At 65.6% G+C, this 23197-nt stretch carries 19 protein-coding genes; 11 read left to right on the forward strand and 8 right to left on the reverse strand.

What is annotated here, in order from left to right; all coding sequences use genetic code 11:
• Nucleotides 1–3: 3 nt before the first annotated feature.
• The 5 genes from M8A51_RS09205 to M8A51_RS09225 all read left to right on the forward strand — a co-directional run bounded on the left by M8A51_RS09205 (nt 4) and on the right by M8A51_RS09225 (nt 12350).
• On the forward strand, nt 4–3924 hold the full coding sequence (locus M8A51_RS09205; RefSeq protein WP_251777911.1) for a PAS domain S-box protein: 3921 nt from the start codon (nt 4–6) through the stop codon (nt 3922–3924).
• 214 nt (nt 3925–4138) lie between these two features.
• Entirely contained in the window at nt 4139–6970 is a 2832-nt protein-coding gene (locus M8A51_RS09210) for a type VI secretion system Vgr family protein (protein WP_251777912.1), read from the forward strand.
• A gap of 9 nt (nt 6971–6979) precedes the next feature.
• Entirely contained in the window at nt 6980–7921 is a 942-nt protein-coding gene (locus M8A51_RS09215; protein ID WP_251777913.1) for a hypothetical protein, read from the forward strand.
• A 56-nt stretch (nt 7922–7977) separates the two neighbouring features.
• Entirely contained in the window at nt 7978–11265 is a 3288-nt protein-coding gene (locus M8A51_RS09220) for a T6SS effector BTH_I2691 family protein (protein WP_280926051.1), read from the forward strand.
• A gap of 20 nt (nt 11266–11285) precedes the next feature.
• Complete coding sequence (locus M8A51_RS09225) at nt 11286–12350, forward strand: DUF6708 domain-containing protein (RefSeq protein WP_251777915.1); 1065 nt, start codon at nt 11286–11288, stop codon at nt 12348–12350.
• 4 nt (nt 12351–12354) lie between these two features.
• Here the strand turns inward: M8A51_RS09225 and M8A51_RS09230 are convergent, their stop codons facing one another.
• The gene (locus M8A51_RS09230) at nt 12355–12564 is read right to left on the reverse strand and encodes a hypothetical protein (protein WP_251777916.1); all 210 of its coding nucleotides are present in this window, start codon (nt 12562–12564) and stop codon (nt 12355–12357) included.
• Between the two features lie 239 nt (nt 12565–12803).
• Between M8A51_RS09230 and M8A51_RS09235 the strand changes: the two genes are divergently transcribed.
• The 5 genes from M8A51_RS09235 (at nt 12804) to M8A51_RS09255 (ending at nt 16503) form a co-directional block, all read left to right on the forward strand.
• Complete coding sequence (locus tag M8A51_RS09235) at nt 12804–13826, forward strand: DUF6708 domain-containing protein (protein ID WP_251777917.1); 1023 nt, start codon at nt 12804–12806, stop codon at nt 13824–13826.
• A 333-nt stretch (nt 13827–14159) separates the two neighbouring features.
• Nucleotides 14160–15116: a hypothetical protein gene (locus tag M8A51_RS09240; protein WP_251777918.1), complete on the forward strand. Its 957-nt coding sequence runs from the start codon at nt 14160–14162 to the stop codon at nt 15114–15116.
• A 25-nt stretch (nt 15117–15141) separates the two neighbouring features.
• Nucleotides 15142–15813, forward strand: coding sequence for a DUF502 domain-containing protein (locus M8A51_RS09245; RefSeq protein ID WP_251777919.1), 672 nt, complete (start codon nt 15142–15144; stop codon nt 15811–15813).
• 75 nt (nt 15814–15888) lie between these two features.
• On the forward strand, nt 15889–16161 hold the full coding sequence (locus M8A51_RS09250; protein ID WP_251777920.1) for a hypothetical protein: 273 nt from the start codon (nt 15889–15891) through the stop codon (nt 16159–16161).
• 21 nt (nt 16162–16182) lie between these two features.
• Complete coding sequence (locus M8A51_RS09255) at nt 16183–16503, forward strand: hypothetical protein (protein ID WP_251777921.1); 321 nt, start codon at nt 16183–16185, stop codon at nt 16501–16503.
• Nucleotides 16504–16542: 39 nt separating this feature from the next.
• Here M8A51_RS09255 and M8A51_RS09260 read toward each other — a convergent pair whose 3' ends face one another.
• From M8A51_RS09260 to M8A51_RS09275, 4 genes are all read right to left on the reverse strand, one after another.
• Nucleotides 16543–16779 (reverse strand): hypothetical protein, encoded by a 237-nt coding sequence (locus M8A51_RS09260; protein WP_251777922.1) that lies wholly within the window; start codon nt 16777–16779, stop codon nt 16543–16545.
• A gap of 110 nt (nt 16780–16889) precedes the next feature.
• Nucleotides 16890–17813 (reverse strand): LysR family transcriptional regulator, encoded by a 924-nt coding sequence (locus M8A51_RS09265; protein ID WP_251777923.1) that lies wholly within the window; start codon nt 17811–17813, stop codon nt 16890–16892.
• 84 nt (nt 17814–17897) lie between these two features.
• A complete protein-coding gene (locus M8A51_RS09270; RefSeq protein ID WP_251777924.1) occupies nt 17898–19055 on the reverse strand; it encodes an extracellular catalytic domain type 2 short-chain-length polyhydroxyalkanoate depolymerase in 1158 nt (385 codons plus the stop codon).
• 7 nt (nt 19056–19062) lie between these two features.
• A complete protein-coding gene (locus M8A51_RS09275; RefSeq protein WP_251777925.1) occupies nt 19063–19767 on the reverse strand; it encodes an extensin-like domain-containing protein in 705 nt (234 codons plus the stop codon).
• A gap of 120 nt (nt 19768–19887) precedes the next feature.
• On the opposite strand from M8A51_RS09275, the gene M8A51_RS09280 reads away from it, so the two are divergent.
• Complete coding sequence (locus tag M8A51_RS09280; protein ID WP_251777926.1) at nt 19888–20109, forward strand: hypothetical protein; 222 nt, start codon at nt 19888–19890, stop codon at nt 20107–20109.
• A gap of 13 nt (nt 20110–20122) precedes the next feature.
• Here the strand turns inward: M8A51_RS09280 and M8A51_RS09285 are convergent, their stop codons facing one another.
• The 3 genes from M8A51_RS09285 to M8A51_RS09295 are packed head-to-tail and all read right to left on the reverse strand — an operon-like array spanning nt 20123 to nt 23186.
• Nucleotides 20123–21139, reverse strand: a complete 1017-nt coding sequence (locus M8A51_RS09285) for a lysylphosphatidylglycerol synthase domain-containing protein (protein WP_251777927.1) — start codon at nt 21137–21139, stop codon at nt 20123–20125.
• Nucleotides 21139–22407, reverse strand: a complete 1269-nt coding sequence (gene clsB / locus M8A51_RS09290; RefSeq protein WP_251777928.1) for a cardiolipin synthase ClsB — start codon at nt 22405–22407, stop codon at nt 21139–21141. Before clsB ends, M8A51_RS09285 begins: the two co-directional genes overlap by 1 nt.
• Nucleotides 22404–23186 carry an endonuclease/exonuclease/phosphatase family protein gene (locus M8A51_RS09295; RefSeq protein WP_251777929.1) on the reverse strand — a complete coding sequence of 261 codons (783 nt, stop codon included), beginning with the start codon at nt 23184–23186 and terminating at the stop codon, nt 22404–22406. The genes clsB and M8A51_RS09295 overlap by 4 nt, the downstream gene beginning before the upstream one ends.
• Nucleotides 23187–23197 lie beyond the last annotated feature (11 nt).

Raw genomic sequence — 23197 nt, forward strand, 5'->3', positions numbered from 1 at the left:
GCCGTGGCGGTCATCGCGACGGCCGCGGCCGCAGGCATCGCTGCGGGGGTCGACGCCTGGGCGGGGCGCGACGCGATGCTGCTGCCTGCAGTGCTGGCGGTGCTGGCCGCTGCCGCTTGCGGGGGCTTGCGCCCCGGGCTGCTGGCCACCGCGCTGTGCACCTTGCTGTTCGTCTACCTGTTCGTGCCGCCGCGCTACCAGCTGGCGGCCGAATCGGCCGATGACGCACTGGCCGTGGCGCTGTTCGTGCTGATCGCCCTGTCGACCAGCGCCGTGTGCGGCGCGCTGCATGCCACGCGGCGCCGGCTCGAAGCGCAACGGCAGCAACTCGAGATGAGCGAAGTCTTCCACCGCTCGATCGCCGACCTGACCACCGACTTCGCCTTCAATGCCCGCGTGCTGAAGAACGGGCGCATCGTCACGGAGTCGGTCACTCAAGGCTTCATGAAGGTGCTCGGCTACACGCTCGACGAGGCGATGGAGGGCGGCGGCTGGCGTGCCGTCGTCGCTCCCGAGGAGAAGCCGCTGGCGCGCGAATGCATGCAACGCGTGTTGGCCGGCGAGGAGGTCGAATCCGAGATGCGCCACGTCACGAAGGACGGGCGCAGCGTGTGGCTGCACTTCAAAGTGCGACCGATCTGCGACGCGAGCGGTCGTGTGGTGCGGCTGCACGGGGCCGGCCGCGAAACCACCGAGCGGCGCGAGTGGGAGCGCCGCATCCGGCAGCTCAACAGCGAGCTGGAGCATCGGGTCGCCGAACTGCAGGTGCTGTTCGATGCCGCCCCGGTGGCGATCTGGCTGGCCCACGACCCGGCGGGCGAGTGCATCACCGGCAACCGCTACGCCGACGAGCTGATGGGCGTGGCGAGCGGCACCAACATCGCCGGTGCCGGCACCGACGGGCAGCCGCTGGCGCGGCGCTTCCGCCGCGCCGGCGAGCCGGTCGACCTGCGCGAGTTCCCGTTGCAGCAGGCCGCCCGCCTGGGCGTGCCGGTGCTGGGCTACGAGATGGAGATCGCCGTGCCGGGCCGGCCGAGCGCCTGGGTGATGGGCAACGCCGTGCCGCTGTTCGACCGCGATCGCGAAGTCCGGGGGGCGCTCGGCGTGTTCGTCGACATGACGCAGCGCAAGTGGGTCGAGGCGGCCGTCTGGCAGGGGCGTGAACAACTGCGGCTGGTGGCCGACCACGTGCCCGTGCTGATCGCGCACTGCGACCTGCAGCGGCGCTACAAGTTCGTCAACCGCGCCTACGCGCAGCGGTTCGGCCTGCACCCCAAGGACGTGGTGGGACGCCACATCCGCGAGGTGGTGGGCGAGCCTGCCTATGCGAGCCTGCAGCGCCACGTCGACCATGTGCTGACGGGCGTGCCGGTCGAGTTCGAGATCGAGCTGCCGCACGAAACCCTGGGCGTGCAGCACATGCACTGCGCTTATGCGCCCGAGCTCGAGGCGTCGGGCCAGGTGATCGGGCTGGTGGGCGTGATGCTCAACATCTCCGACCGCAGGCACGCCGAAGTCGCACTCGAGGCGGCGCATGCCGAAGCCGAGCACCGCGCCCGCGAAGCCGAGCAGGCCAAGGCCCTGCTGCAGACCATCTTCGACAACCTGCCCGAAGGCATCGTCTGGGTAGGGGGCGCGCCCCACTATCCGGTGCTCGCCAACAGCCGTTTCGGGCGCGAGCTGATCGGTGTGCCGGCCGGCACCGAAGGCGAGCGCTCGGTGCACGGCGAGTACGTCGTGCTCGCCCCCGACGGTTCGCGACCGCTGAGCACCGAAGAGCTGCCGCTGTACCGGGCCTCGCGCCACGGCGAGCGCGTCAACAACGAGGAACTGCTGGTCCAGCGTGCCGACGGCTCACGCGTCTCGGTGCTGGTCGACGCCGCCCCGATCCGCGATGCCGGCGGCGCGATTCTCGGCGCCGTCAACTGCTGGCGCGACATCACCGAGCGCAAGCGGGCCGAAGCGGCGCAACACCGCAGTGCCGAGCGCTTTCGCTCGCTCGTGATGGCCACCACGGCCATCGTCTACACCACCGACCCCGGCGGCAGCTTCGCCGCCCCGCAGAGCTCGTGGCAGGCCTACACCGGCCAGCCCTGGGAGGCGCACTGCGGCTGGGGCTGGCTCGACGCGATCCACCCGGACGACCGCTCGCGGGTGCAACAGGCGTGGCAGCAGGCGCTCGCCAGCGGTCAGCCCTACGAGGTGGAAGCACGCCTGTGGCACGCGCCATGCGAGGCCCACCGCTACGTGCACGGCCGCGCCGTGCCGGTGCACGACCACGCCGGCGACGTGCGCGAGTGGATGGCCACCTGCAGCGACATCCACGACCGCCGCCAGGCACTGGAGGCCCTGCGGCAAAGCGAGGAACGCTTCCGCCTGATGGTCGAGAGCGCGAAGGACTACGCCATCTTCACGCTCGACGCCGAAGGCCGCGTGACGGCCTGGAACTCCGGCGGACGCCACCTGCTGGGCTACGAGGACGCCGAAATCCTCGGGCAGCATGCCGGCATCCTGTACACGCCCGAAGACCGGGCCGACAGCGCCTTCGAGCGCGAAATCGACAAGGCGCGCGGCGAAGGCCAGGCCGAGGACGAACGCTGGCACGTGCGCCGGGACGGCAGCCGCTTCTACGCCAGCGGGCTGCTGATGCCATTGAGGGCCGGGGGCGAGGAGCGCGGTTTCCTGAAGATCATGCGCGACGTCACCGAGGCCATGCGTTCGCGGGCCATGCTGGAGCGCCAGGCCGCCGCGCTGCAGGAAGCCGACCAGCGCAAGGACGAGTTTCTCGCCACCCTGGCGCACGAGCTGCGCAATCCGCTGGCGCCGCTGCGCAACTGCCTGGAGATCATGCGCCTGGCCGGCGACGACGCCCAGGCCGCCGCGCGTGCACGCAGCGTGATGGAGCGCCAGCTGCGTCAGATGGTGCGCCTGATCGACGACCTGCTCGACGTGAGCCGCATCAGCCGCGGCAAGATCAAGCTGCGCGTGGCCCGTGTCGAACTCGCGGCTGCACTGCGCGACGCCGTGGAGACCAGCCGCCCGCTCATCGAAGAGGCCGGCCACCATCTCGAGGTGGTGCTGCCCGATCAGGCGCTGTTCGTCGACGCCGACCAGACCCGGCTGGCACAAGTGGTCTCCAACCTGCTGAACAACGCCGCCAAGTACACCGAGACAGGGGGGCGCATCGCGCTGCAGGTGCGACGCGACGACAACGAGGCCGTGGTGACGGTGCGCGACGACGGCATGGGCATTGCCGAGCCGCTGTTGCCACGGCTGTTCGAGATGTTCAGCCAGGGCGACCGCTCGATCGAGCGTGCCAAGGGGGGGCTGGGCATCGGGCTGGCGCTCGTCAAGCGGCTGGTCGACATGCACGGCGGCAGTGTCGAGGCGCACAGCGCCGGGCCCGGACTGGGCAGCGAATTCACCGTGCGCCTGCCGCTCGCTCCGTTGCCGTCGGCCGGTTTGGCGCCGGTCAGGCACGGGCCGGCCGGTACGGCGGGCCGGCGGCGGGTGCTGGTGGTCGACGACAACAAGGACGCGGCCCTCAGCCTTGCAATGATGCTGCAGATGTTGGGCAACGAAACCCGCACGGCACACGACGGTGTCGAAGCGCTCAGCGTCGCGGCCGGCTTCCGGCCCGAGGTCATCCTGCTCGACATCGGCATGCCGAGGCTCAACGGCTACGACACCGCGCGCCAGATGCGTCAGGAGCCATGGGGCCGCCACGTGCTGCTGGTGGCTTTGACCGGCTGGGGCCAGGAAGAGGACCGCCGCCGCTCGCGCGAGGCCGGCTTCGACCACCATCTCGTCAAACCGGTCGACCCGGCCGCGCTGGAGCGGTTGCTGCACGAAGACCCGCTCGACGTCGAAGTCGGCGACGAGCCCGCCGCCGAGGCCTCGACTTCAGAAAGACACATTCAGTAGCAGACTGTGGCCCCTGAGATGGGGGAGCGTGGGCCGGTTTTGGCCGGACCCACGACTACACTTCGCGGCACGTCAGGCGCACTCAAAAAAGCGCGGCCACCCAAGAAGATTCCTCAGGGGGAGTTCCTGTGCATCGTCAGCTCCACGCGAGCGCCCATTCGACACGGGCGCGGGTCATCGTGTCATCTGCCTGCCGGGGCGCAAGGGCCGGCCGATGAACGACCGTCTGTCGCTCACCTCCACCGTGCAGGCACTGCTGTCGGGCTACACCCAGCACGACCGGCTGCTGCGCCTGAGCACGCCGCTGGGCCCCGAAGTGCTGCTGGCCGAGCGCGTCCAAATCGACGAATCCATCAGCCCCACGGGAGGTGAGGGCGACGACGGCTGCGGCTTCCAGCTGCAGCTCACCGCGCTGAGCGCCGACGCCCACATCGAACTCAAGCAGCTCATCGGCCAGCCCGTGCTGCTGGAACTGCTGACCCAGGCCAGCCGCAGCCAGCTGCGCCCCTTCCATGGCCACGTCACCGAGGCCGCACAGCTGGGCGCCGACGGCGGCCTGGCGCGCTACCGCCTGACCGTGCGCCCCTGGCTGGCCTTCCTCGGCTGGCGCACCGACAGCCGCGTGTTCCAGGACCACAGCGTCATCGAGATCGTCGAGCACGTGTTCACCGCCTACCAGGCACAAGGCCGGCTCGCCCCCGCCTGGCGCTGGGACCTCGCTGACCCGGCAGCCTACCCACGCCGCTCGCTGTGCATCCAATATCAGGAAAGCGATCTCGCCTTCGTGCAGCGGCTGCTGCGCGAAGAAGGCCTGTTCTGCTGGTTCGAGCACGAAGGCGATGCCGGCAGCGACAGCTTCGGCCGCCACACCCTCGTCATTGCCGATCACAACGGTGCCTTCACCCCCAACGCCCAGGCGCGCGTGCGCTACACCCAGCCCGGCGCGACGCTGAAGGAAGACAGCCTGCGCCACTGGAGCGCACGCCGCAGCGTGCAGACGGCCGCCATCGCCGTCGCCAGCTGGGACTACCGCAGCGTCGGCCTGCGCCCGGCCACCGCTCAGGGCTTGCTGCCCGGCACACTGCCTGCCGACGCCACCTGCACCGACGTGCCCGGCGTGTATGCCTACGAAGACTCGGCCCAGGGCGAGCGCCTGGCACGCTGCCAGCAGGAAGCCCTCGACGCCGCCGCCCAGCTCTATACCGGCAGCGGCACCGTGCGCAGCCTCAGCCCCGGCACCACCGTCACCCTGCTCGACCACCCCCATCACAGCGGGCGCGAGCAAGACCGCTTCGTGCTGCTCAAGCTGCGCCACCGTGCCCGCAACAACCTCAGCGCCGACCACCGCGCCCACATTGCTGCGCTGTTCGGTCGAACCGACTTCGACGGCAACGCCCCCGGGCCCGCCAATGACAGCGACGAGCCGCTGTACGACGTGCAACTGACCGCCGTGCAAGCCGACGTGCCCGTGCGCGCCCCGGCACTCGACAACGTCCTGGCGAGCGAGGTGGGCCCCGCTGCCGTCATGCGCCACCCTCGGCCCACCGTGCGCGGCACCCAGACCGCCGTTGTCGTCGGCCTGCAAGCACCCGTGCACACCGACCGCGACCACCGCATCAAGGTGCAGTTCCACTGGCAGCGCGGCGGCAACGCCAGCCACCGCCTGGCCCACCCGCAGGGCGACAACGCCCCGGCCAGCGACGCCAGCGGCACCTGGGTGCGCGTGGCCACCTCGGTGGCCGGCGCCAACTGGGGCAGCCACTTCGTGCCCCGTGTGGGCCAGGAAGTGCTGATCGCCTTCCTCGACGGCGACATCGACCGCCCGGTGTGCGTGGGCAGCCTGTACAACGGCATCGGGCAAGACAACAGCCAGGGCAACCAGGTCGCCGGCGGCGCCGCCGGCGCCACCGGCAACGCCCCCGCGTGGTTCCCCGGCAGCCGGGCCGCCGGCCAACACCAGGGCCACCAGCACGCTGCCGTGATGGCCGGCTTCAAAACCCAGGAGCTGCACGCCAGCGCGCACGGCGCCGGCGGCTACAACCAGCTCGTCTTCGACGACAGCCCGCAGCAAGGCCGCATCCAGCTCGCCACCACCACCCAGCACAGCCAGCTCAACCTCGGGCACGCCATCCACCAGCAGGACAACCAGCGCCTGCACCACCGCGGCCACGGTGCCGAACTCACCACCCTGGCCCAGGGCGCCATCCGCGCCGGCAGCGGCCTGCTGCTCAGCGCCCATGCCCGCGCGGGCGGCTCCACCGGCAGCAGCCACCAGCTCGACAGCCGAGAGGCCGAGCAACAGCTGCAGCAGGCCGCCGAGCTGACCACCACGCTGATCGACACCGCCCACAAGCACAAAGCCAAACTCGAGGCCGAGCCGGCACCGAAGGAGCTGCCGGTGCCCCAGGCCCAGCAGGCCTTGAAAGCCAGTCTGGAAGCCACCGACCAGCGCGGCCACGCCGGCAGCAGCGGCGACGAACGCGCCATCGACGGCGGCGCCGGCACCGTGAAGGCCTGGAGTCGCCCCGACATCGTCGCCAGCGCACCGGCCGGCATCGGGGTCTTCACGCCCGCTCACGCCATCTGGTACGCAGGCAAGACCTTGAGCCTCGTCGCCGGCCACGACCTCACCGTCAACGCGCAGCGCGACCGCAGCCTGGTGGTCGCCCAGGGCATCGTGTGGTTCACCTACGGCAAGGCCGCCAACGCCAACAAACCCAACCAGGAAACCGGCATCAAGCTGCATGCAGGCACCGGCAGCGTGGCCGTGCAGGCGCAAGACGGGTCGCTCAAGCTCACCGCCGACCAGGCCATCGACGCGAGCAGCACGCACGACAGCATCCAGATGGGCGCGCCCCAGCACGTGCTGCTGACGGCCGGTGGCTCGGCGTTGAAGATCGAAGGCGGCAACATCACGCTGACCACGCCGGGGGCGGCGTTGTTCAAGGCGAGCATGAAGGAGCTGACCGGGCCGAAGAGCGCAAACAGCAGCGCCGATCTGCCTGAGCCCGGAGCTCTTGCGGAATGTGAATGGTCTCAGAGTTGAAAGGTGCGAATGCAGGACTTCTCCTTGAAGGAGGCGCTGTTCGCAGCCTTCTACCAGTACCGCGAAGTAGAGCCGGACAGCCACATCTACGTCTTGCTGGACCTGAATCACCCCGTGGCGGTCCATCATCCCCTTCATCTTGACCGATTACTTCAGCGGGAAGCTGCCCGCTCCATCGAGATAGTTCGGCGGCCCGACTTGGCCCACGAAGCCGAACTGTGTCCTAGACTGGTTCAGCTCTATCGCGCCGGCGAACACGGCTATGTCGACGAAGAACTCGTGAGCCTTACCTTAGAGTGCGCATTTCAGCGATGTCAAAGCCTTAACGGAGCTTACGTGGCAGCGTGGATCGTCAGCCCTGAAGAGCCACAACAGTTGAGCAAGCGACTGGCATCGGTAAATGTGACCTTCGACGTCAGAATGGGCAAGCAGCGTCACATGCCCTTGTTCGAGCCGTACCGAACGGCGCTAGTCGTCGCAAGGTTTGCACCCGATTCTCTGAAGGCTTGGATGGGCTCTTCGACCCATTGGCTTTATGCGGATATTGCTGGGCAGTTGCAAGTGATCGATGCTCCGCGCGCGGAAACACCGTGGATACCTCTGCGGCTGAGTCGGGAGCATTTCGCGGCCATGGAGAGAATTCACCAAGCGCGCTTTGCGCTCAAAGCTTTAGCTAACTCGGACGCGGTACCGCGTAAGCAGCCTGAATTGAGTATCGACAACGCGGTCCGGCAAGCACATGAGTGGGGACTCAGCCATACCGAGGATGTAGTGCTCTTTGTGCTCAATGACTTCACCGTTGGCCCGGCATGGTCCTCGCATCCTGCGTCGATGGATGCGATTCAACACGCCGCCCGTGGCGAAGGTCGCTTGTCCGATGCGATGGAGGCATTGCCGGATCACTCGCTGGAGAGCATTGCTGAGCATGCGCAACGGCGCGCGCCCTTGTGACTGCGCATCTTGCATCGCCAGCCCATGCCATTTCACCTATAGATGCGGCCCCAGACATGCCGACCTTGACACAGCCCCAACAACCCGCCCGAAGACACAGCGCTCAAACTCTACGCGCGAACAATCAGCAGGCGAAGATTTGCGCCCTGGGCTCCAATGGCAGATGTTCATTCTGCCAACGAGAGGGCCTTCCCATCTTGCTGTTGCGCTATGCAGTCGTGCCCACGATGCTGCACCGGCATGGTCCGGAGCTTCGCAGTCTGAAGTTCAAGTTCGACCCTGACAACAAGCTGCGTAGGCACGAACTCAAGCGCCACGACTACACCTTGCGCACGTTGCGGGCTGGCTTTGTGCATGTCTATTTGGGGCAATCCGGGAAGTGGCAGGTCTACGCGGTTACTAGTGACGGCTTGCTACGTTTGCTCGCGGATCCCGATAATCCTGACCAAAAGACAGACCGTGAAATGAGCGTAGTCTGCAAGCGGCAGTCGCACAACCTGCCGTCCGGTTTCATAACCGTGCCGCCTGAACATGCCCAAGGCACCATCTGGGCCGCGTTCAGCCACAACGTATGGAGCCGCGAGGTCAGAAGGGCGCGTGAGTCAGCCCCTGAGCAGCGCATGCAAGCGATCAATTGTGCCGCGCTCACTTCCTTACCTGGCAACTACTCCCACAGCCTCGATCTTGCTGATACAGACACGCTGTCCAAGATGGTCGAGGAATATGCGCGCGATGCCGATGATCTAATGCGCCGACGCTGGCACACAAGGTACCTGTCACGCGGTCCGAATCAAGAAGCGAGCAAAATCTCCGGCTCACTCCCGAGCGTCCATGGATTTTATGGTCGTCCGAGTCAACTGGAGCCTCTGCAGGAACTGGCGAACCGTTGGGTCGCGCGTGAGGATTGGCCGGGTCGCAGCAAACGTGTTGCAGCATTTGCCTTGTACGACCCGGTGGGGATCGTGCAGGAGATCAACCACACGCGGCATCTGTTGGCGGAGTGGCACCAAGAATACATTGGTCAGCTGGATGTGGCCCGGCCTGTGCTGATCTCACAAGCAATCATGGGCCTCAAGGCCATCTACGAGCAATCTGCACTGCTAGATGTTGCACGAGAGCAGGGAGTAAAAGGCGACATCGCGAAGTTGCTCAAAGAGGAATCGTCCGGCGCATCAAAATTGCGCGAGGCAGCTCGTCTTGAGGCGGGGAATAGATGGGCACGCTTGGAGAACCGATACGACGAGACAGGCCGCCACTTGTTCATGGTGGACCACACCCGGACATCGGAACTATTCCAAAGCAACCTCAAGGACTGCGACGAAGATTACGCCAAGTGGGCGGGAGACCCAGAATGGGTAAGCTGGTTCGACGACTTCAGTGCGACCGCTGACGATTGGATCAGGGCCATCGAGATGGGCGCTGCTGCACTCAGTGGTGGGCCGATGCAGGCCGACAGCTACGAAGTGTGGAAACGATGGCTCGTGCATGAGAAACCATGGGACAGCACCAATCCGGTCTATCGTGCGTACTTTGGGGGACGTAAGGACATCGTCAAAGAACTCTTGCCTGACAAGGTGCCAGAGGACTTTCCGTCCCCTACCGAGGTCACGAGCGGGAAGGTGGAGTCCGCGGCTCGAGCAGACAAGTTGTATGGGTTGATCAAGGATCTATCGGGTACGGACGAAGCTGCCAAGGCTGTGAGGGCACTTGCAAGTAGCACTGCTCTGACGGCGGGGCTGGCGCACATTCAGACCGCGATGCAGGCTGCAGGCGCCGCACTCGCGCACGAGCTAGACCGCCTTCGGAGCGCCACATTGTTGAGGGCGCAGCAGGCGGGGTTGCACCTCTACCGAAACGTGCAGGGCGTATTCATTACGATCAACACGACCCTTGGCGAATACATGAGGGCGATGAGGGAGGCTGGTGTCAGCGCCGCGCAAGCGAGCCGTGCGGCTTTGGAGAAATTGGCGCAGCAGCCATTATCTGCCGTCACTCCGGACGGGAAACAGGTTCGAGCGCTAGTTCTGGCCGGGATGTTGAACTTGAGCGATCCCCGCGTCAGGGACCTAGCGATCAAGGTCACGCTGTGGGTGGCAGACGCTGGCCGCTCGCTCCTCAATCACCTCAACAGTGTCATCGGCGGCGAAATCAACCGCGTGTTGAAGGGCGCCGATGTGGCAATGGCCGGCGGCCGAGCGGCTCAATCGTTGGTGCGGGTGGCAGGAATCACCCTGTCTAACGAGGCAGCTGCTGCGGCGCAGAAAGCACTGCAAGGCATGCAGTTGACCGCGGCGCAGGCCAACAATCTGACGCGTAAACTCCTGGGCTCAGCAGTGCGACTCGGTGGCAGCAAGGATCTTCTGCTCGCCGCCGGATCGCTCTACTTCCAGATGTGGGCGTATCAAGACGCGTACAACCAAGTGCAGCAGAAGCTCGGCAAAGATCGGGCAGAAGCATTGATGTCACTGACGTCGGCCGGACTGGGTGTCATCGCCGCGACCGCAGAGATTGTAGGCGCTGGTTTCAAAGCGCTTGCGAAAGAAGCTGTCGGGAAACTTTTCATAAAGGTAGGTGGCGGGCTCGCTGCTGTATCTACTGCAGTGGATTCGGTGCAAGCGTTTCATGCGATGCGGCAGGCCGCGGCTAAAGGGGATAGGGACGCCGCGCGTCTCTACTTTGTAGGCTCAGGAGTACTTGCGGGCGCTTCCATCATGGGAGGCTATGCCGTTGCTATTGGCGCAGCGTCACTGCTCGGCCCACTCGGTATCGCGATACTCTTGGCCGTTGTCGGAGTCGGCCTTGTTATTGCAGCGACTCACGCAACCGACAGCCCTGCGGAAATTTGGCTGGATCGCTGTTTCTGGGGGAAAGGGCAGCGAACGGAAGGGAAATGGAGCAGTCGAGAGTTCGCAACTGAGCTTGCAGAAATGAATTGTCTTGTTCTTGGTTTGAAGGCTGAAATCAGCTTCAATGATGATTGGAATGAACTCTTAAAGAAGCAAGATACTGTAAATATGGAGATCATGCTGCCGCAGTATGATAAGCAAGGCAGTGCGCTCAGTTTGTTGGTTACCGCCATTGATTCGAATAATAATGGCTATCTGCTGTATCGTGAAAATATAAACACGCCCGTTCCGGAAAATTTGCCGGCCAAGGTGCTAGATGGCTCGTTGCTATGGCAAAGAAGTACCTCTAAAGATTCGATAGAACATGGCGTGCGAGTCATGAAAATGCAGTTTCTGGCAGGTGCGCACTATAAGCGCGTGGCACTTCAACTAAAATACTGGCCGGACGCAACGGACGAAAGTGCACTTCTTGAGGTCAAACAATTGGAGACGGACTGAAAGTGGCGCAGGGAAGCGAGTTGACCCCTCAGCACCCGCACTGGCATTCCGATCTGCCCGTCGCTGCCAAAGGTTGCAATGAGAGCCGCGCTTATATACACGAGCAAATAAACAATGCAAACGAGGTCTATTTGGACTTCGGGAGAGAGCGGTTGGCGGTCCGAGGGCTGGTTTTGCTGCTCGGCGTTTTTTTGTTGGTGATAACTGTCGCTGGCTGCTGGTTTATTCTTGGTATGGAGCCGAGCGACGGGGTGTTCAATGTTTTTGCGTTGCTTTTTTCGTTCGTTTGGGCGGCGGTTGCCCTTTATTTTATCAAGCTGGATATTTTTTCCCCGCGCGAGGTGCCAGTAAGGTTTAATAGGTTGCAGCAGAAAATATACTTCAACTGCTATATTCCCCGGTGGAATCCTTTTGCACGATGGCGGAGCATCGTCAAGGTTTGGGAGTGGGCCGACACGCGCGCCGAGGTGATGCGCGTGGCAGGGTTCAATGGAAAAATCTATACCGTTCGCTACTCGATGCTCCTGACTCGCTGTGAGCCCGGCACCCATCGGGTGCTGGAAAGAGAGTTTTTGATGGGGCCAAGCATGACCACGGTCGAGTATGACCACGCTTGGACCTATTTGTGCAAATACATGGCGGGAGGCTTGCGCGCGGTGCCGGAGGTGCCGCTGAAGGATGGCTCGGTCCACTACATCCGCAGTTTGTTCGAATACATGCCGTGGATGATGCTCAACGAATGGGGCCGCTCTGCCCGGCGAGAAATGTTCGGTCGAGGTGTCGCGGTCGCGCTCGCCAGCCTGTTTTTGGTGATCGTGACGGTGCCGTTGGTGCCCCTGTTCCTGCCGCTGGGAATGACCAACTACATCGCTTTGAAGCTCGCGCCTCAAGCTCGATGGCCAGAAGACGCCGACGCGGCTTCGCGCGGCATCACCGTGATGGAGCTTCGGGATGAAAAGCAAAGGGCAAGCGGCCGCCCTGAAGTGAAGGCTCGGCTTTCATCCGTGATTGCCGGCTGCCTAACTGTGGCTCTCCTCGCGCTGATGGCAGGTGCGTCGATCTACCTCCTGCTGGTCAAACCCTAGGGTTCTAATAGAGCAGGAAGCGGTCACCCGCGGTGCGATCATGAATTTTGCCCGCTTTGATCGGCGCCGGATCGACGGCGTACAAGTGTCTCGCCTCCTCCGCGAAGAATCGGTGCTTGTTGACTAGCGACGATGGCCGAGATAACAGCACTTCGGGTTCAAGATATGCGTCAAAATGGAGCCGTCCGCACGGCAGTTTTCCGTTGTGTTCCATTGGCGAACTCGTGTGCGACTGATTGCTTTCTTGCCAGTTCTGGCGCAAGAGTTGGACAGAGGAAGAAAAAGCTTTCAAGGAAATGCTGGAAACAGGGATGACGGACGAAGAGAAACAAGCACGTGAGAACGCCCGAGCGGATGACGCGAGGGTGAGGGTCAATGCAGGCTGAGAGCGGCGTTGACAAGTCGGGGCGGCACCAGCGCCAGCAACCGGCCCTGCTGAAGCATGGGGAGCACGTGGCACCCGAAGTGGTGCTATCGGCCCACACCCAGCCCGCCACGCCTCACCGCGATGCGATGCACGGGGTGTTGACGCGTTTTAGCCGGAACCGTCGTGCGAGTGATACACCCAGCGCATCTGGGCTTGTCTGGGCGGTATATCCGGATGCGATTCAATTGAACGATGCCGCTGGTTCGCCCCAGATGCGCGGCGCCGGCTTGATGGTGTTTGTGTGTATTGCCTCAGTATTGGTCTGGATCGCAACGCGCCTTCCCTCGACAATCGCCTTGGAGATTGAGCTCGGCATCGGAATCGGCACAGTCGCCGTCTATGGTTTTCTCTTTCTGTTTCTCTGGTACTTTGCTCGACCATGGCTTGTCACCGCCTGGAAGCTGGACATGTTCGCGGCGGAGTCGCAGCCCACGATCTTCGACCGCAAGCACCGCAAGGTGTACCAACTGTTCACTCCACTGGATGGTTCGGCCGACCGGGGCGTGAACCGCTTCAAACCGATCCAGTTGCAAGGGGCCGAATACGATTGGGACCGCCTCACCGCGGAACACCGCGTGGAACTCGTGACGTCGGGCCAGACGGTCTCGCGCATCCATCGCCTGGTGCTCGTGGCGCGCGACGATCCGCAGCCCGGCGAAAAACACGGGCGGCTGTTGGAAGAAATCAATGTGGGCAATAGCATGGGGCTGGGCGAAAACAGCGTGCCGATGTTGTGGGAGCACCTGCGGCGCTTCATGGAAGAGCGCGGGCCCGGGGTGCCACAGGGAGAAGCGCTGCAAGCGTTCGCACGTCCCAAGAATCTGTGGCAGAGCTTGGGCGTGGTAGGCCCGTTCGGCCCTCGGTTCAAGGATTGGCGGCGCGATTCCCGCTTTGTCGTGATCGTGGCCTTGATCTGTTTGCCGATCACGTTGCCGATGAACCTGCTGTGGGGTGTGTGCAATTGGATCAGTCATCTGACCATGCGCAAGACGGTCTGGCCGCAGGTGGTGCACGAGCGAGTGGGGGAGGCGCTGCACCAAGCACAGTAGCGCGGGCGCCGGTGGATTGCCGGCCGCCTGACTGTGGCGCTCCTCGCGGCGACGGCAGGTGCGTCTATCTACCTCCTGCAATTTAAACCGTAGGGTGCTACGGCAGGAAGCGGTCACCCGCATTGCGATGAAGAATTTTCCTGGCTTCGATCGGCGTCGGATCAACGGCGCACAAGCGTCCACCGCCCTCCGCGGCGAATCGGTGCTTGTTGCCTAGCGACGATGGCAGAGATAACAGCACTTCGGGGTCAGGGCCTGCTCCAACAAGAGTCGTCCGCGCAGCAGTTTTCCGTCGTATTCCATTGCCGAGTGCGTGTTTGGCTGATTGCTTGCTTGACGGTTCTGCTGATGCCGACCGTTGTTGGCAGCGTCATTCTCGGTCTGGCAAGCCAACGGGGTTCCGTCGTGTCACCGATTCTTCTGTACTGGACGATGTCGGCACTCGCTGTTTTCGGTGCTGCCATCGCCTGCATTGCGCTACTCTTGACGTTGAACGCAGCAATCAAAAAGTTGAGCGGCGAATCATGCCGAGCTGAAAACCTGACTGTCGACCAGAATGGCTTGTGTTCCCGTACGCTTGGCTTCGTCCCTTGGTCGCACGTGTGCCTGTTCACGGAGGCGCGAGCCGATGACGATGGTGCGGGGTGGTGGCGTCTGCATGTTCTTGATCGAATCCCATGGGCTGTTTATTTGGCGCCCGGGGAGGGGCCTTCAGCGAAGGCTTTTGATGTCGCGATTCAAGAGGCTCATCTCAGGGCGTCGGATGCGCTAAACGCTGACGGCTCGCCGCGTTTTTTCTGGGCCGAGGTGTCGCATCCCCGTGTTGAACTGGCGCTTCGTCAGTGTCCCGTTTGGCTAGGTGTCCTCTCTGTGCCTTGGGGCCTCAGCCTCACTGAAGGCAGGGCCGCAGCGCTGGTCCTCGTCCCGGTATTGATGTTCGGTGTCTGGTTGTCCGCCTTTGTGCTGATGATGGCTCTTGAAGCCGCGTTGAGCCCGCTTCTGGCGCCTAAGCTTTTCTTCGTTGGGCGCGACATGCTATTCGACCGGCATGCGCGTCCCCTCCTGTCGTTTGCCGATTGCGAGTGGGAGTTTGTGGTCGAAGAGATCGAAGGCCAATGGCGCAGGAGGCTCGTGTTCTGGCGCGGCGACACCAAACTCATGGAACTCTCCGGAGAGGCGAAACCCTTTCCCGAGTATCGGGGTGGCATGCCGGGTTTGGTTGGGTGGCTGAAAACGCACCATGCAGACGGCATGCGGTCCATGCGTACCCCGGCAGAACCTCCACAATAGCGCTCCCACCCCACGGAGTGCCCCCTTGAACACCCGCCTGCGCAAACTCCTGCGAACTTTCCTCACCGGCCTGGTGGCCGTGCTGCCGTTGGCGCTCACGCTGGCGGTGTTGTTGTGGATCGTGCAGCTGCTGCTGGCCTGGATCGGGCCGCAAAGCTTGCTGGGTGGGCTGCTGGTCGCCATCGGGGTGGGGGTGACCGGCTCCGAGGTCATCGCCTACCTGCTGGGGGTGGCCGTCGTGATGGCCGCGGTGTTCGGGCTGGGGGTGCTGGTCGAGTCGGGTTTGCAGAAGGGGCTGCGGCGGGCGGTGGAGTCGGTGTTGTTGCGCATCCCGGTGGTGCGCACGCTGTATGACTTCACGCGCCGCTTCGTCGACCTGCTGACCAAGCGCGACCAGGAAGACGGCTTGAAGTCGATGAGCCCGGTGTGGTGCCACTTCGGCGGGCCGGGCGGGGCGGCGGTGCTGGCGCTGTTGTCGACGCCGCAACCGTTGCTGGTGGGCGGGCGCAGTTATCACGCGGTCCTGGTGCCGACCGCACCGGTGCCCATTGGGGGGGGCCTGTTGTATGTGCCGGCAGAGTGGGTGGCGCCGGCCGAGGGCATCGGGGTCGAGGCGCTGACCGGCATCTACGTGTCGATGGGCGTGACGTCGCCGCAATACATGCAAGCGGCGGCGCCACGCGCGGACCTGAGCTGAAAACGGGGCCGGGCCGACGCAGGTACATCGGTTGCTGCGCCAGGGACGTTTGATTCCTTGTCCTGGTTGTCTGCGATGAACCCCCCCCACCCGCACGTGAACCGGCCGGGCCTCATGGACCCTCGGCACGGCTCGCACGATCCGAACGACGAGCACTACCGCCAGTGGCGCGAAGAGCACGCGCGCCAGCTGGACGACGACTACCGCGCCTGGTGCGAAGAGCGCTACCAGCGTTTCTGCAGCGAGTTCGACCGCTGGCGCGCGCAACGCGGCTCCCAGCACCTGCACCACGCGGCCAGCCAGGACCCGACGCCCGACGAGACACCGTCGTTGTCGATCGGGCCCTGACGGCAGAAAGCGAGCGGCAAGATGGAAAAGCACTCACGCATCGTCCTGGGCAGCCTCTCGTTCGACGAAAGCCGCAGCGCCAGTTTCGAGTTGCGCGGCGAGCGCTGGCTCGCGGACGACCCGGGGCGCTGCCTGCGCTGGCACGACGGCCCGTACACGGTGGACGGGCGCGACACGGTGCTGCTGATCTCGAACGACATGGGGCCGGCGTTGCGGCTGTTGGGGCTGGACCCGGACTCGGTGCGCAAGGGCGACCGGGGCACCGGTGTGCTGATCGAGGCGGGCGACGACGCCCGCCCGCGCACGCCGCTGCAGTGGCAGATCACGAGCGTCGTCGAGTAGCGCCTGGCCGGCTTCCGCGGCGCGCGGTGCTGGGGCGCATCACCAGTCGGCAAGTCGGTAGCAGCGTGCCATTGCGGGGTCGACCTCGCGCGCGAGGCGGCGCGTCAACGGTTCCGGCGGCGGGCAGGGCGCGCCGGCTTTCATCAGGTCCTCGATCACGAACTCGTCGTCGTCGAGTTCTGCCAGGTAATCGTGCCGGTTGCCGAAGAGCAAGGCACGCGGGGCGTCGGGCGAGCCGACGAGAAGAAGGTATTTGCCGCTATTGGTTCTGTCCATTGCATGACCCAGGAAGATAAAGCGTTTCCATGTGGGTAGATGTGGGGACTGTAGAGACGGCACACGTGTCCGGGAATCGTGGGCCGTCCGATCGCCGCGTAGGAAACGTCCTACGCATCGGTCTTCAAGCCATGCGCCAGAAAATCCATGACCGCACGGGTGCGTGCCGGCACGAACTTGCGCGACGGCATCGCCGCATAGAGCGTGAAGGCCGGGGCAGCCCAGGCCTGCAGCACCGGCACGAGCCGGCCTTCGGCGATCGCGTCCTCGACCAGCAGGGCCGGCAACCCGACGATGCCCAGCCCGCCGAGTGCGGCGGCATAGAGCGTGTCGGGATGCTGCGCGCTCAGCGGCGAGTTCGTCTTGATCTCTGCCGGCGGTGCAGCGGGCTTGCTGCCTTCCGGGGGGGCAAGGCGCCAGGTCGGCGTCGTGCTGCCGCTGCCGTCCAGCGGGGCGAGCAGGCAGTCGTGGCGCTGCAGGTCGGCCGGGCGCTGCGGCACGCCGGCACGTTCCAGATAGCGCGGCGACGCGCACAACACGCCAGGGCTGCGCAACACGGCGCGTGTGACGGTGTCGGGGTCGAGCGTCGACGGCGCGTTGCTGCCGCCGAGCAGCAGGGCGATGTCGCCGTCGGCATCGGCCGGTGAATCGGCCACCTTGAGGCTGAGGTCCAGCCCACGATGTTGCTGCTGCAAGGCCGGCAGCCTCGAACCGAGCAGTCGTGCCACCGCGGCGGCAGGCACCGAGACCTTCACGACGCCTTGCGGCGCGCGCACGGTGGCATCCACCTGGGCCTCGGCTTCGTCGAGCTGTTTCAGGATGGAACGCACGCGCTCCAGGTAGCCCTGGCCGGTCGGCGTGAGCGACAGGCGGCGTGTCGAGCGGTGGATCAGGCGCACCTCGAGGTGGCTTTCCAGGTCGGCCACGAGTCGCGTCACGGCCGCTGCCGAGACATCCATCGCCCGCGCCGCGGCGGCAAAGCCACCCTCGTCGATCACTTTCGCAAACACACGCATCGAGTGCAGTCGGTCCATTCCCTACTCCTTTGTCCACCGCGGCGGATGTGATGCCACCTTGGCCGTTGGGAGCGATTGTGGGAAGGTCTCTTTAAGGACTCTTTAGCGCCGGCTCAATAACTCGTGGGGGCATTGTTCCTGGTGCCCGGGCGACACTTCGCGCAGGCCGCTGCGCACCAGGAGCCCGCCGAGGGGCTGCCGTGAGCCGCGGGCATAGGCGCCGGTCCAGCCGGCCCGCGCGCGGCCGGCCAGCAGGTGGGCCAGGTTGGTCGCTCGCACGCAGCGGGTCGACCCCGCCGCCAGTCGCTCGACCATCGCCTTCACTGCACCCATCTGCCCACCGCTGCGCTGCGCATAGTCGCTGCCGGTATAGCCCCACCAGTCCCAGCAGGCGTGCGGTGCGGTCACGCTGGTCTGCGGGTAGAGCACGACCAGGCGGTTGGTGTCGGCCCAGCGGTTGTAGCCGGTGTGGCGCACGTAGCGGTCGCCGAGCCGCTGGGCGTTCTGGCCGCAGCCGTGCAGCACCACGTGCAGGCGGCAAGGCGGGCCGTGCCGCGCGCAGGCTTGCGGCAGGAAAAGCCAGCCGCGCCGGGCCATGCCGCGGCCGGGCCCGAACTCGCGCTGATCGAATTCGACGAGGCGCCCGTGCAGCGGCCCGTCGTTGCGCGGCTGCAGCCGGCCGTACAGGTGCGCCAGCAACTCGCCGGCCAGGTCGAAATCGCAGTCGTTGATGTAAGGCGTGCCCTTGCGCTCGCAGGGCTGGCCGTGGTCGTCGGTGACCATGCCGTGCTCGGCCGGCACGTCGTCTCTGTGTCGCAGCTGGTCGGCGGGAATGAAGGCGGCGAGGTAGTGCCGCAGAGCGTGCACGGCTCGCGGGCGCACGACGCTGTCGTTGCGGCCGGAAAAAAGATACGCCCGCGTCCCGCGCAGATGCTGCAACGGGTCGATCAGCGATTGTGCCGCCCACAGCCGCGTCGTCGCGACGAGCCGATCGACCGGGATGGCCGCGTCTTCGCGCCCGAGGCAGCGAGCGTTGGCATGCAGCGCCGAGCCTTCGGCGCAGTGGTAGGGCCCGGCGGCGATCGCGCCGACGCCACGGAAGGTGGCCGAGTAGGCCACCTGCAGCTGCACTGCCATGTAGCCGCCCGACGAGAGCCCGGACACGGTGATGCTGTCGCGCTCGATGTGCAGCGCAGGCAGCGGCTCAGCCCGGGCGGCAAGGCCGCAGCACACCAGAAGGAGGGTGGCAAGTCGCTGCATGAGGCGCTCAACGGCAAATCCTGAAGCGGCCGCGGTCGAAGTGCAGGTGATCTCGGTGGGCGGCGTTGTATTCCGGCCCCAGCACGCCGTCGAAGAACCGGCAGGCGCCGCGGTGCACGTCGCGCAGGAAAGCGGCTTCTTCCGTGTTGTCGCGAGGCCAGTGCCGTAGCACGCTGATGCGGCGGCCGTCGTCGAGAACAAAACCGGCAATGTCCAGCGCGTCAGCCGTCGCGTGCCGGCTGCGGCGCGCCCCTTCGCGGCTGCCGACGTTCCGGCACGCGTAGCTGCCATAGTGCTCGATGCGCGCGACGGCTTCGCCGAAACGGCGCCGCGCGGCCGGTTGCATCACGTGGTGCTCCCACATCGCCAGCGAGACCGCGGCATGGCAGCTCAAGGCGAACGCCTGCCCCACTTGCGCGGTGGTCCGCGAAACGCGCACCGCGTTCACGAAACCGCAGCCCGGGCCGGTGTCGCGGTCCGTCAGCGGCGCGTACAGCAGCCGGGCGGTCGCGAGCACGGCGCGACACTGCGGCGCGTCGCGAGACAACCGGGCGAGCTTGATACGCGTCACCAGGGTCGGCGCCGCTTCAATGCGCAGGGGCGCCCACGGGTTCCAGCGCTCGGGCACCTCGAGCCGGCCCGAGTACAGCGCCCAGCCCGAGACCGCCAGCACTGTCAGAAACAGCAGGGGTAGCAGCCGTTTTCGCAACATCTGGTCATTCACGGCGCGCTGGGTACGCCGTATGCTGAAACCCCATGCCAACGTGTGAACGGCGGCCGGGGCGGTCTTGCCTCGGCAGAATCTCCATCACACTCACCTCGCAGGACGCCGATGAACCCGACTCAGACCGAAACCCTGGACATCCTCCAGCAAGTCTGGCGCCAGTCGCTGCTCGCGCTGGCAGCCGCCACCAAATGCAATTACGCGACCTTCGCCTCGGCCTTGGAGGCCGCTTCCCACAACGAGTCGCTCAGCCCGGTGGCGCGCGCCATGCTGTCCGAGCTGGCAGAAAGCGCGGGGGTCGTGGCGCCGTTCTCGGCCACCAAACAATGACCGCCTGCCGGCGCTAGGAAGGCCGGCGCGAGCCACCGCTCTTCGCCTTTGCCTCCAGGCTCAGGTACAGCAACCCGGCCACGCTCAGCGGCGCCAGGTAGTACACGGCGCGATAGGCCAGCAGTGCGGCGAGCAGCTGTCCCTGCGGCACCTGACCACCGAGCAGTGTGACGAACACCGCCTCCAGCACCCCCAGGCCAGCCGGGATGTGCGTCAGCACGCCGGCCACTGCACTGACCATCAGCACGGCAACGACGACCGGATAGTCGACCTTCTGTTGCAGCAAGACATACACGACACCGGCAATCACCAGCCAGTTCGTGCATGACAGCGCGACCTGCACCAGCGCCATGCGCCAAGGCGGCAGCTCGAGCTCGTGCCCCCGGATGCTGAAGCTGCGCCGTTTCGAGTAGGCGCACGCGCCGAGGTAGGCGATGACCACTGCGACCAGCACGAGCCCCAGGGCCTGCAACCCGCCGGTGCCTATCTTCCATTGCGCCGGCACTTCGATCGCGCGTGAACTGAACACCACGCCCGCCAGCGCCAGGTAGCCGAGCCAGTTCGTCAGCACGCTCAAGCCGAGCACGCGCGTGATGGTGCCGTTGTCGAGGCCGAGGCGCGAATAGAGCCGGTAGCGGAAGGCGACGCCGCCGACCAACGCGCCCAGGTTCAGGTTGACGACATAGCTGACGAAGCCAACCGTCATCACCTGCGTGCGCGGCAGGCCGTGCCCGGTATAGCGGCGGCCGAACAGGTCGAAGCAGCTGTAGAGCAGGTGGCTCAGGGCCCCGAGGCCGGCGGCCAGGGCCAGCGTTTGTAGCGGATAGCGGCGCAACGCCTGCATCACGTCCTGCCAGTCGACTTGCCACGCGTGCGAGACGAGCAGCGTCAGCACTGCCGCGAAAAAGACCCAGGTCAGCAGCTTCTTGATCTTCGGCCAGTGGCTGCGCCACCACCCGCCGCCGCGCGCGCGTTCTTCGCCGCCCCGGTCGGTGGCCGCATGCAGGCGCTTGTGGGCCGTCGTGCTCATCACGCGCCCTTGGTCGCGGTGAGGGTCGGGGTTTCGCTCGGGCGCTGGTCCGCGGTTTCGGCTGCGGCCTGGGCCGGCGGCGGCACCGCTGAAAGCTTGGGCGTGTGTGCCGGCAGCCAGCCGGCCCAGGCCGGGAAGCGCCGCAGCACGTGGAAGATCAACGTGCCGAAGCTCAGCTGCCACCAGCGAGGCCGAGGCCGATGCTCGGGGCCCATTTCACGGCAGTGCTGGTGGATCAGCTCGGCCAGCTTGCAGCGCAGCTGGTGCGCGAAGTACGGGTCGCGCACGACGACGTTGGCCTCGAGGTTGAGCGACAGGCTCAAGGGGTCGAGGTTGCTGGAGCCCACCGTGGCCCATTCGTCGTCCACCACCGCCACCTTGGCGTGCAACGGCCGGCGGCAGTATTCGTAGACCCGCACGCCGTCGCGCAGCAGAAAGTCGTACAGCACGCGGCCCGCCATTTGCGCGATCGCCATGTCGGGCTCGCCTTGCAGCACCAGCCGCACGTCTACCCCGCGGCGGGCCGCGCGACGGATCTCGCGCAGCACCCGGTAGCCGGGGAAGAAGTAGGCGTTGGCGATCACCACCTGGCGACGGGCGGAGCGCAGCGCAAAGAGGTATTGCTGCTCGATGTCGGTATGGTGCTCGTCGTTGTCGCGGGTGACGAAGCGCACCTGGGCTCCCCCCAGGCCTTCGTCGCTGCCTTCGGCGCTGCGCACCAGGCGCAACCGGCGCGGAGCCAGCGGTGCGAGGCCCATCGAATCGAGCATGAAGCGGTGGATGTCCTGGACCACCGGGCCTTCGAGTTCCACCGCGTAGTCCTGCTTCGCGGCGGGGCCGAATTCGAACAGGTGCTCGACCGAGAAGTTGATGCCGCCGACGAAGGCACTGCGCTCGTCGACGACGATCAGCTTGCGGTGCAGGCGCCGAAACAGGTTGGTGCGCATGCCCAACAGCCGGGGTTTGGGGTCGAACACCAGGAAGCGCACGCCCGCGGCTGTCATGCCGCCGACGAAGTCGTCGCCCAGGTCCGGCGAGCCGTAGCCGTCCACCGTGACCGAGACCCGCACGCCGCGTTGGGCCGCGGCGATCAGTGTCTCGCGCAGTTCACGGCCGACCTTGTCGTCGAACAGGATGAAGGTCTCCAGCAACACCTCGCGTCGCGCCGCGCGGATCGCCTCGAACACGCGGGGAAAGAACTCCTCGCCGTTCTCCAGCAGGCGCAGGCGGTGGCCGGACTTCCAGCCGTGGGTTTCGTCATGGTTCATACCGTGATCTCCGCCGCCAGCGGTGAGTGGTCCGACAGGTGCGACCAAGGCCGCGGCGGTAAGGCAAGAGGGCGGTGCGCGCGAGCGTTGCGCACATAGATGCGGTCCAGCCGCAGGACGGGCCAGCGGGCCGGAAACGTGCGCGCCGCGTGGCCGTGCGCGGCGACGTAGACCTCCCGCAACCCGCCGCAGCCTTGCAACACCTCGTGCGCGCGCAGGCGCCAATCGTTGAAGTCACCGGCGATCACCAGCGGCGCCTCGCGCGGCACCTCGATGTCGACCAGCTCGCACAGCAGCTGCAGCTGGCGCCGCCGGTGCGACTCGCGCAGGCCCAGGTGGACGCACACCACGTGCACCTCGGTGCGCGTGCGAGGCACTGTCAGCACGCAATGCAGCAAGCCGCGTTTTTCCTTGCTGCGCTCGATCGAGACATCGCGGTTCTGATAGCGCGAAATGGGGAACTTCGACAGCACCGCGTTGCCGTGGTGCCCATGCGGGTAGACCGAGTTGCGACCATAGGCGAAGTCGCTCCACATGGAGTCGGCCAGGAACTCGTAGTGCGGCGCCTGTGGCCAGTTGGCGAAGCGCTCGGGGTGGCGCGCATGGGTGCCCAGCACCTCTTGCAGGAAGACAATGTCGGCCGAGACGCTGCGCACGGCTTCGCGCAGCTCGTGCAGGATGAAGCGACGGTTCAGCGGCGTGAAGCCCTTGTGCGTGTTGACCGTCAACACCCGCACGGACAGGGGCTGTGCACTCGCTCCGGCAGCGGCATGTCTCACGGCGCGCCCCT

Origin of the sequence: Caldimonas mangrovi (assembly GCF_023721835.1) — a bacterium.
GTDB lineage: Bacteria > Pseudomonadota > Gammaproteobacteria > Burkholderiales > Burkholderiaceae_C > Caldimonas > Caldimonas mangrovi.

Bases quoted from the DNA above. Each gene is read 5' to 3' on its own strand.
- M8A51_RS09210 (WP_251777912.1), top strand. From the start codon at position 4,139: ATGAACGACCGTCTGTCGCTCACCTCCACCGTGCAGGCACTGCTGTCG.
- M8A51_RS09215 (WP_251777913.1), top strand. From the start codon at position 6,980: ATGCAGGACTTCTCCTTGAAGGAGGCGCTGTTCGCAGCCTTCTACCAG.
- M8A51_RS09220 (WP_280926051.1), top strand. From the start codon at position 7,978: ATGCCGACCTTGACACAGCCCCAACAACCCGCCCGAAGACACAGCGCT.
- M8A51_RS09230 (WP_251777916.1), bottom strand. From the start codon at position 12,564: ATGGAACACAACGGAAAACTGCCGTGCGGACGGCTCCATTTTGACGCA.
- M8A51_RS09250 (WP_251777920.1), top strand. From the start codon at position 15,889: ATGAACCCCCCCCACCCGCACGTGAACCGGCCGGGCCTCATGGACCCT.
- M8A51_RS09255 (WP_251777921.1), top strand. From the start codon at position 16,183: ATGGAAAAGCACTCACGCATCGTCCTGGGCAGCCTCTCGTTCGACGAA.
- M8A51_RS09260 (WP_251777922.1), bottom strand. From the start codon at position 16,779: ATGGACAGAACCAATAGCGGCAAATACCTTCTTCTCGTCGGCTCGCCC.
- M8A51_RS09265 (WP_251777923.1), bottom strand. From the start codon at position 17,813: ATGGACCGACTGCACTCGATGCGTGTGTTTGCGAAAGTGATCGACGAG.
- M8A51_RS09270 (WP_251777924.1), bottom strand. From the start codon at position 19,055: ATGCAGCGACTTGCCACCCTCCTTCTGGTGTGCTGCGGCCTTGCCGCC.
- M8A51_RS09275 (WP_251777925.1), bottom strand. From the start codon at position 19,767: ATGTTGCGAAAACGGCTGCTACCCCTGCTGTTTCTGACAGTGCTGGCG.
- M8A51_RS09280 (WP_251777926.1), top strand. From the start codon at position 19,888: ATGAACCCGACTCAGACCGAAACCCTGGACATCCTCCAGCAAGTCTGG.
- M8A51_RS09285 (WP_251777927.1), bottom strand. From the start codon at position 21,139: ATGAGCACGACGGCCCACAAGCGCCTGCATGCGGCCACCGACCGGGGC.
- clsB (WP_251777928.1), bottom strand. From the start codon at position 22,407: ATGAACCATGACGAAACCCACGGCTGGAAGTCCGGCCACCGCCTGCGC.